We start from the raw sequence: 8,638 nt of genomic DNA on the forward strand, positions 1-8,638 counted from the left end.
CCCATGCGCCTGAACATCTCGGCCTGGGCGATCCGCAAGCCGATCCCCTCCCTCGTCCTCTTCCTGGTGCTGGTGGTCCTCGGACTGGTCAGCTTCCGCGCGCTGCCGATCACGCGCTTTCCGAACATCGACATCCCCATCGTCTCCGTCCAGGTGCTGCAATCCGGGGCCGCGCCCTCGGAGCTGCAGACCCAGGTGACCAAGGTCGTCGAGGATGCGGTGGCGGGGGTGAAGGGCGTCAAGCACGTCATCTCGACGATCTCCGAGGGCGTCTCCAGCACCACGATCGAATTTCGCCTGGAGGTGAACAGCGACCGGGCGGTCAACGACGTCAAGGATGCCATCTCGAAAGTGCGGGTGAACCTGCCCCGCACCATCGAGGAGCCGATCATCAACCGCGTCGAGATCGCGGGCCTGCCGATCATGATCTACGGCGCCTCGGCGCCCGCGATGACGCCGGAAGACCTGTCCTGGCTCATCGACGACGTCATCGCCCGGCAGGTGCAGAGCGTGAAGGGCGTCGGGGGCGTCGAGCGCCTCGGCGGCGTCGCCCGCGAGGTCCGCGTGACCCTCAAGCCCGACCGCCTGCTGGCGCTGGGGATCACGGCCGCCGACGTGAACCGGCAGCTGCGCCTGACCGCCGCCGACATGGCGGGCGGGCGCGGCGAACTCGGCGGGCAGGAGCAGTCCATCCGCACCCTGGCCGGGGCGGCCAGCCTCGACACCCTGGCGGAAACCTCGATCGTCGTCCCCGGCGGGCGCAAGGTCCGCCTCGACGAACTCGCCACCCTGGTGGACGGCTCGGAGGAGCCGCGCACCTTCGCGCGCTTCAACGGCGAGCCCGTGGTGGCCTTCGCGATCTCGCGCTCCACCGGTGCCAGCGACGCGGAGGTCGCCGTCGGCGTCGCCAAGCGCATCGCCGAACTCGGCACCCGCCATCCCGGTGTGCGCTTCGACCTGATCGACACCTCGGTCACCAACACGGTGGGCAATTACCACTCGGCGATGCTGTCCCTCGTGGAGGGGGCCGCCTTGGCGGTCGTCGTGGTCTTTCTGTTCCTGCGGGACTGGCGTGCCACCCTGATCGCCTCGATCGCCCTGCCGCTCTCGGTGCTGCCGACCTTCTGGGTGATGAGCAGCCTCGGCTTCTCCCTGAACGCCGTCAGCCTGCTCGCCATCACGCTGGTCACCGGCATCCTCGTCGACGACGCCATCGTGGAGATCGAGAACATCGTTCGGCACATGCGCATGGGGAAATCCCCCTACCGCGCCGCCCTGGAGGCCGCCGACGAGATCGGCCTCGCCGTCATCGCCATCACGGCGACGATCATGGCGATCTTCGCCCCCGTCTCCTTCATGAGCGGCATCGCCGGGCAGTACTTCAAGCAGTTCGGGCTCACCATCGCGGCGGCGGTGTTCATGTCGCTCTTGGTGGCCCGCCTGATCACGCCCCTGCTCGCCGCCTATTTCCTGCGCGATCACGGCCCCGATCACACCCGCGAGGGCCCGGTGATGCGGGGCTACACCCGCGTGGTCGCCTGGTCGGTGCGCCACAAATTCATCACCCTGGTGCTCGGGCTCGCCTGCTTCGCCGGGTCGATCCTGTCCACCGGGCTGCTGCCGGCGGGCTTTCTCCCCGCGGAGGACGCCGCCCGCACCATCTTCGTGGTGGAACTGCCGCCGGGGGCTCGCCTCGCCGACACCACGCAGGTGACGGACGCCCTCGTGGAGCGCATCCGCGCCCTGCCGGAGGTGCGCAGCGTCTTCGTCGACGGCGGCCGGCAGCTGCCCGGGAAGAAGGAAGTCCGGCTCGCGACCTTCACCATCAATCTCACTCCGAAGAACACCCGCCATCGCACCCAGAAGCAGGTGGACATCGCCATCCGGGCGATCCTGCACGACGTGCCCGACATCCGATTCTGGGCCCTGCGCGAGGGCGGCCAGCGCGACGTGACCCTGATCGTGTCCGGCCCCGACAAGGGGGTGGTGGCGGAGACGGCGGCCAAGCTCCAGCGCGAGGCCGCGGGCGTGCCCCACCTGGTCAACGTGCTCTCGACGGCCCCCTTGGACCGCACCGAGATCCGCATCCGCCCGAAGGCCGGGGTCGCGGCCGATCTCGGCGTCACGACCGACCTCATCGCCGAGACCGTGCGGGTCGGCACGATCGGCGACATCGGCGCGAATCTGGCCAAGTTCAACACCATCGACCGCCAGGTGCCGATCCGGGTGCAGCTGCCGGAGCGCCTGCGCGGCGACCTTTCGCAGCTCGAAACGCTGAAGGTCCCGGTCAAGGGCGGCGCGGCCGTGCCGCTCTCTACCGTGGCCGATCTCAGCCTCGGGCGCGGCCCCACAGCCATCGACCGCTACGACCGGGCCATCCGGGTCGCCCTGGAGGCGGACATGGAGGGCTCGGACGCCCTCGGCGCCCTGATCGGCGCCGTCCTCGCCCTGCCTACCGCCAAGGACCTCCCGCCCGGCGTCACCATTCGCCAGACGGGCGACGCCGAGGTGATGGGCGAGGTCTTCGAGGGCTTCGCCCTCGCCATGGGCGCCGGCCTAATGATGGTGTTCGGCGTGCTGGTGCTGCTGTTCGGGAACTTTCTACAGCCGCTGACCATCCTGTTCTCGCTGCCGCTCTCCATCGGCGGCGCGATCCTCGGCCTCCTGATCTTCAACAAGCCGATCTCGATGCCGGTGGTGATCGGCATCCTGATGCTGATGGGCGTCGTGACCAAGAACGCCATCATGCTGGTGGACTTCGCCGTCGAGGAGATGGCCCGCGGAGTCGACCGTGCCACCGCGATCATCGATGCCGGCCGCAAGCGCGCGCGGCCGATCGTGATGACCACCATCGCCATGGCGGCCGGCATGGTGCCCTCCGCCATGGCGCTCGGCATCGGCGGCGAGTTCCGCGCGCCCATGGCGATCGCGGTCATCGGCGGCCTGATCGTCTCCACGGGCCTGTCGCTGGTCTTCGTGCCGGCGATCTTCGTCCTGGTGGACGACCTGTCGCGCCTCTTCGTGCGGGTCTTCGGCCGCTTCGTCGGACGCGTGGACGAGCCGACGGAGGGCGCGTTCGCGCGGCTGCCGACCCATTCGGCCAACGACCCGAAGCCGATCCTGCCGCCGCGCATCGCGGCCGAATAGGCCGCCAGCAGGGGGGCCAAACGAAAAGGCCCGGACCTTTCGGTCCGGGCCTTTTCGTCGGCGGTCCTGGGCTCGCGCGCGCTCAGCCCTCGCTGCGGGCGGCCAGGCGGCTCGCGGCGAAGCAGAGGCCGCCGGCGACGATGAAGAGCACCACGAAGGTCTTCACGGTGGCGTAGAACAGCGCCGGCTCGATGCCCGCATCCGTGTAGAGCACGGCGCAGATGGCGGTGATCGGCAGGAGCAGGAGGATCAGGAGGGGGGTCAGCGGGCTGTTCATGGGCGGGTCTCTCAACCTCTGTCGGACCCGGTTCACCGGTCCCTGTGGCGTTTGCTGCGCCTCTCATAGCATCGCCCCGCACCCGGCGCCAAGCTGGATCGGCCACGCTTTCCTGCGGTCGATGAGCCCGGATCAGGCCGGGATCCGCACCGTGGCGCGCAGGCCCCCGAGCGGGCTGTCGTGCAGGCTGACGTCGCCGCCATGGGCCCGGGCGATGTCGCGGGCGATGGAGAGCCCGAGGCCGGAGCCGCCCGCATCCTGGCGCGCATCGTCGAGGCGCACGAAGGGCTTGAACACCTCCTCGCGCTGATCGGGCGGGATGCCCGGGCCGTCGTCGTCGATGGAGACCAGGAAGGCCCTCGCCTCGCGCCGCCCCGTGATCGCGACGGTCTCGCCGTAGCGGGCCGCGTTGGCCGCGAGGTTGAACAGGCAGCGCCGCATGGCGTCGGGCCGCAGGGTCAGCCGCGGATGGTCCTCGAGGTCCACCGCCTCCACATGGGCGCCGAGGCGCTCGACGTCGGTGCGCAGGTCCTCCAAGAGCGCGCGCATGTCGGTGGGCACCGCCACCTCGCCCGAATCGCCCCGGGCGAAGGCGAGGTAGGCCTCCAGCATGCGGCTCATCTCGTCGACGTCGCGCTGCAGGTCCTCGACCTCGGGGGTCTGCTCGACCAGGGCGAGGGAGAGCTTGAACCGCGTGATGATGGTGCGCAGGTCGTGGCTGACGCCGTTGAGCATCGTCGTGCGCTGCTCCATCGCCCGCTCGATGCGCCGCTTCATCTCGATGAAGGCGTGGCCGGCTTGGCGCACCTCGCGGGCCCCGCGGGGCCGGAACTCGATCTCACGGCCCTTGCCGAAGCTCTCGGCGACGGCGGCCAGCCGCAGGATCGGCTTGATCTGGTTGCGCAGGAACAGGATCGCGACGCCGAGCAGCACCAGGGACGAGCCGCTCATCCAAAGGAGGAAGATGTGCGAATTCGAGGCGTAGGCCATGCTGCGCCGGGCGGTGACGCGCATCACGCCGTCGGGAATCGCGACCCGGATCTCGATCAGGCTGGAGCGGCCCACGGTGTCGATCCAGTAGGGCCGGCGGATCTGGCGCCGGATCTCCTCGGACAAGGCCTCGTCCAGGATCGAGAAGAAGGGCCGCGGCCCCGCCGGGGGGAGCTTGGCCCCCTTCAGGATGTCGACGTCGAGGTTGAGCCGGTCGTTGGCGATCCGGGTGAGGGTCTCGGAATCCTTGTCCTGCGGGTAGCTCTCGTAGATGTCGATCAGCGCGGCGACGTCGGCGGTGACGGCGGAGGAAAGGCGGCGCGTCACGAGCTGCCAGTGGCGCTCCATGAAGGTGTAGGCGATCACCGACTGGAGCAGCACCACCGGCGCGATGATGATGATGAGCGATCGGGCATAGAGGCCCTTGGGCAGGAGATCGCCGATGGCGCGGCTGACGATCCGCCACATCCGCCGGGGCCGGGGCAGGGCGGCGAGGCGGGTCGCCGTGCGCTGGAGCAGGCCGGTACCGGCCATGGGCTCAGTCGACCGCGAGGCGGTAACCCACGCCCCGCACCGTCTGCAGGAACAGGGGATTGGCCGGATCGACCTCGGTCTTCCGGCGCAGGCGGTTGATCTGCACGTCGATGCTGCGCTCGGCGGCGAGGCCGCCGCTTCCGGCCAGGGCCTCCCGTTCCACGTTGCCGCCGGCGGCCTGGGCCAGGAGGGTGAGGATCTCGCGCTCGCGCTCGGTGATCCGGATCAGCTCGTCCGCGCGGCGCAATTCGCCCCGGTCGATCCGGTAGGCGAAGGGTCCGAAGGTCACGGTGTCGTGGCTCTGGGCACGGCCGCCGGCCTCGTTGCGCCGCTTGATGATGTTCGACAGGCGCAGGATCAGCTCGCGCGGCTCGAAGGGCTTGGGCAGATAGTCGTCGGCGCCGATCTCCAGGCCCATGACCCGGTCGTTGGGATTCGAGCGCGCGGTCAGCATCAGGATCGGCACGCGCGAGGTCTGGCGGACTTCCCGGGCATAATCGAAACCGCTCTCGCCGGGCATCATCACATCGAGCACCAGAGCATCGAAGACGAAGCACTGTGCCTTGGTGCGGGCCTCGGGCACGTTCCCGGCCGCGGTGACGCGGAAGCCCTGCTCGTAGAGGAAACGCGACAGCAGTTCCCGTACCCGGCGATCGTCGTCGACCACCAGGACGTGCGGCGCATGGTCGGGAAGATCGGCGGTCGGGCGCGCCCCGGGCGTGGCCATCAGGCGGCCTTGCCGGCGCGCCGGGACATCAGGCGCTGCACGGCCGCGCGCGCGTCGGGTTCGATCATGCCGAAGAGGAAGCTCTCGGCGGAGAGGGGAGTCTCGCCGCCGCGCTCCGATGCCGCGAGGGCGCGCGCCACCCGCCGGCTCTGGACCCGCATGAGGTCGCCGGCGAGGTCCGCCCCGGCCGCGGTGCAGAACAGCAGCCGCTGGCGCCGGTCGCTGGTGCCGGTCTTCTGCGCGATGTAGCCCTGCTCGATCAAATCCTTCAGCACCCGGTTCAGGCTCTGCTTGGTGATGCGCAGGATATCCAGGAGTTCGGCGATCGTAAGACCCGGATAGCGGTCGACGAAGTGCAGCACCCGGTGATGGGCCCGGCCGAAGCCGTACTGGGCCAGGATGCGGTCGGGGTCGCCGACGAAATCCCGGTAGGCGAAGAACAGAAGCTCGATGAGATCATCGCCGGAACCGGAGGACGGCAGCGGCGCGTCGGCGTCGGCATCTCGCATCGCGTGGGCAGTCACGTCTCGGGCGACCTCGATGTACGTCAGCGTTGTTGACATGTTCCAGCCCGGACGCGACCCGTCAAGCCTGGGATCGGAGGACGCGTGACGGCACGCCGAGTCCCGTTCCCCCAATGGGAACAGCCGATCGCGAGAACCGCCTACGTATCCGAACCGCGCGAACCCGTGAGACAGATGACCACGGGACGACAGGCCTTATCGGGCGCAGGCGCAGGAACCCGCCGTTGAGCCTCGCGTTCACTAGAACATTTCGTGAACCAGAGGATCCGAACATGGCCGGCACCCAGGCGAACAAGACCCAGGCATCCAAGTCCGACTCATCGACGTCCGGCACGTCCAAGTCTGACGCTTCGAAAGCTCACGAGAACCCCAAGACCGATCCGAAGGATGTCTCGAACCAGATCAAGGATCCGAGCGAGTGGACCACCGGCGGCGAGCCGATGACCGGCGCGCAAGCGTCCTACCTCAAGACCTTGTCCGAAGAGGCGAAGGACCCGGACGCGTTCGACCCTGATCTCGACAAGGCCGAGGCATCCCAGCGGATCGATGCCCTGCGCAAGGAATCTGGCAAGGCCTGACCGTCGCCGCGGGGCCGGCCGGCTCGATCCGATGGCCTGGTCGGGTCGGGCAAGCGTGAAAGACGGACCGGGGGCTGACGCGCCCGGCCCGTCGCATCGGCTCAAGTCCGGACTTCGACGATCCGTTTAAGTCCTCCGCAAGGAAGGTCGCGTAGCGTTTCCCACGATCGACGTCCGCGAAAGATTCCCTGGGGCCATGACCGAACTGGATTGCGAACAGGCCAGGGGTCGGCGGAGATTTCCGGCGCGGCACGATCTGCAGATCCTGGCCCGCCGCTTCCTCGAAGACAGGTCCGGATCGACGGCCCTCGAGTACGGCTTGATTATGGCCATGGTCTTTCTGGCGATCGTGACCGCGATGCGGTACTTCGCCGACCAGACGACCGCGATGTACAACTATATCGGCGCTGCCCTCAACCGGTCATCCTGAGTCCGAGCCTGTTTCGTCGCCGTGCATCCGCGTGACCATTCGGCGGATGTGACCCAGTCTCGGACGCGTTCGGTCCGCGAGCGCTCCGCAGTCCGAACGATCCCCGGCGCTGCCTCCACGTAGAACACCGGGCCGGAAGCCGGCGGTCCCCGGGACGCCGTCCGCCCCCGCTTCGCGAAACAGGACGGCGGACGCGCGCCGCGACGCCGCCCACGCTCCGGCTGAACGGCGAGCCCCACCGGGCCCGTTTCGTCGCGGCGGCAATGACGACCTCTCGCTCCTTCCCGGCGCCGACGCAGCGACCGGCCCTCGCGCATCGATCGCGCAAACGGGTGGCACCCCGGCGCCATCGTCACCCTTCCGACGCGTCGACTTAGGTGCGGCCACCAATCCAATCCGCAACTGCGAATCCAACCGCTAAAAAAAAGTGCCGCAACGGCGTGTGAAGTTTCGCATGCCGTTCCACAGACTCGTGGGAAGCACCTGAGTGCAGGAGAACGCGCTTTCCGCCCCTCACCGTCCCGTGCCGACCTCATTGCACAATTGCGCGACTTTCACATTGCCCGATTAAATAGGTTCTTATACCTTCGATGTATTGAGATATAGCTATAGAAGTATTTCTGTCGAATTCTATTGGCTTTTAAATTTATGAAATCCTAGAAACGCTATAGACAAATCGATACATGGAGCGCAACGATGTCGTCCGGCCCCAATCCTTCCATCACGTACAAGAATTTCGTGGAACTGCGGCCGGCTTCAGACGGGTTCTTGGTGGGCAATGTCATGTCCGACCCGCCGGGCTACACGCTGATGGAAACCGCCAGCACCGGGTCAGGCGACAACCTCGGCGTGTTCGGCGATACGTCGAATGAGCCCATCACCGTGATACAGCCCGATGGGACACCCTACCCACAGAGCCTCACCTACTATGGCAAGACCGGCACCGATGGCACCGTCGTGCGCTTTCCCACGACAGGCGAGAAAGCCGGCAGTTACGTCTACATCCTGTTCACCAACCAGGACGGCTTTCAGTACAACAATCCCGTCTCGAACGTGGACCAGTCGCCCCTTGCCCTCTGTTTCGGGTCCGGCACGCGCATCCTGACGACGCGGGGCGAGGTCGCCGTGGAGGACCTGCAGGTCGGCGACCGCGCCGTCACCGCCTCCGGCCGGCCCCGCACGATCACCTGGACCGGCCATCGCGATCTCGGGGCAGAGCGGCCGCTGCCCGCCGACCAGTCGCCCATCCGCATCCGGGCCGGCGCCTTCGGCCACGGCCTGCCTAGGCACGACCTCTTCCTCTCCCCCGGGCATCCCGTCCTCGTCGGCGCCGATGCCGAGGCGCAGGGCGGCGTACTCGTGCCGGTCATGTGCCTAGCCAACGGAACCACCATCGCCCGCACCAGCCTGGCGCGCGTCTCCTACTGGCAC

General features: G+C 68.1%; 8 protein-coding genes. 4 read left to right on the top strand and 4 right to left on the bottom strand.

All coding sequences use genetic code 11. From position 1 onward, the window contains the following. The first annotated feature begins 3 nt into the window (after window positions 1–3). Window positions 4–3,147, top strand: a complete 3,144-nt coding sequence (locus ASF20_RS12670) for an efflux RND transporter permease subunit (RefSeq protein WP_056274662.1) — start codon at window positions 4–6, stop codon at window positions 3,145–3,147. An 82-nt stretch (window positions 3,148–3,229) separates the two neighbouring features. Here the strand turns inward: ASF20_RS12670 and ASF20_RS12675 are convergent, their stop codons facing one another. The 4 genes from ASF20_RS12675 to ASF20_RS12690 all read right to left on the bottom strand — a co-directional run bounded on the left by ASF20_RS12675 (window position 3,230) and on the right by ASF20_RS12690 (window position 6,184). Continuing rightward, window positions 3,230–3,424 (bottom strand): hypothetical protein, encoded by a 195-nt coding sequence (locus ASF20_RS12675; RefSeq protein ID WP_056213650.1) that lies wholly within the window; start codon window positions 3,422–3,424, stop codon window positions 3,230–3,232. Between the two features lie 132 nt (window positions 3,425–3,556). Further along, window positions 3,557–4,948: an ATP-binding protein gene (locus tag ASF20_RS12680; protein ID WP_056274663.1), complete on the bottom strand. Its 1,392-nt coding sequence runs from the start codon at window positions 4,946–4,948 to the stop codon at window positions 3,557–3,559. 4 nt (window positions 4,949–4,952) lie between these two features. Beyond that, window positions 4,953–5,675 carry a response regulator gene (locus ASF20_RS12685; protein WP_056213646.1) on the bottom strand — a complete coding sequence of 241 codons (723 nt, stop codon included), beginning with the start codon at window positions 5,673–5,675 and terminating at the stop codon, window positions 4,953–4,955. After that, window positions 5,675–6,184 carry a MarR family transcriptional regulator gene (locus ASF20_RS12690; RefSeq protein ID WP_056274665.1) on the bottom strand — a complete coding sequence of 170 codons (510 nt, stop codon included), beginning with the start codon at window positions 6,182–6,184 and terminating at the stop codon, window positions 5,675–5,677. Before ASF20_RS12690 ends, ASF20_RS12685 begins: the two co-directional genes overlap by 1 nt. Window positions 6,185–6,471: 287 nt before the next feature. On the opposite strand from ASF20_RS12690, the gene ASF20_RS12695 reads away from it, so the two are divergent. The 3 genes from ASF20_RS12695 to ASF20_RS23355 form a co-directional block, all read left to right on the top strand. Next, a complete protein-coding gene (locus ASF20_RS12695) occupies window positions 6,472–6,777 on the top strand; it encodes a DUF3072 domain-containing protein (protein WP_056274666.1) in 306 nt (101 codons plus the stop codon). Between the two features lie 196 nt (window positions 6,778–6,973). Continuing rightward, on the top strand, window positions 6,974–7,207 hold the full coding sequence (locus ASF20_RS12700) for a Flp family type IVb pilin (RefSeq protein WP_056274668.1): 234 nt from the start codon (window positions 6,974–6,976) through the stop codon (window positions 7,205–7,207). A gap of 783 nt (window positions 7,208–7,990) precedes the next feature. Beyond that, window positions 7,991–8,638 (top strand): Hint domain-containing protein (locus ASF20_RS23355; RefSeq protein ID WP_244476417.1); only part of this gene is annotated, 648 nt, incomplete at its 3' end.

This window comes from Methylobacterium sp. Leaf88 (assembly GCF_001422795.1).
Lineage (GTDB): Bacteria > Pseudomonadota > Alphaproteobacteria > Rhizobiales > Beijerinckiaceae > Methylobacterium.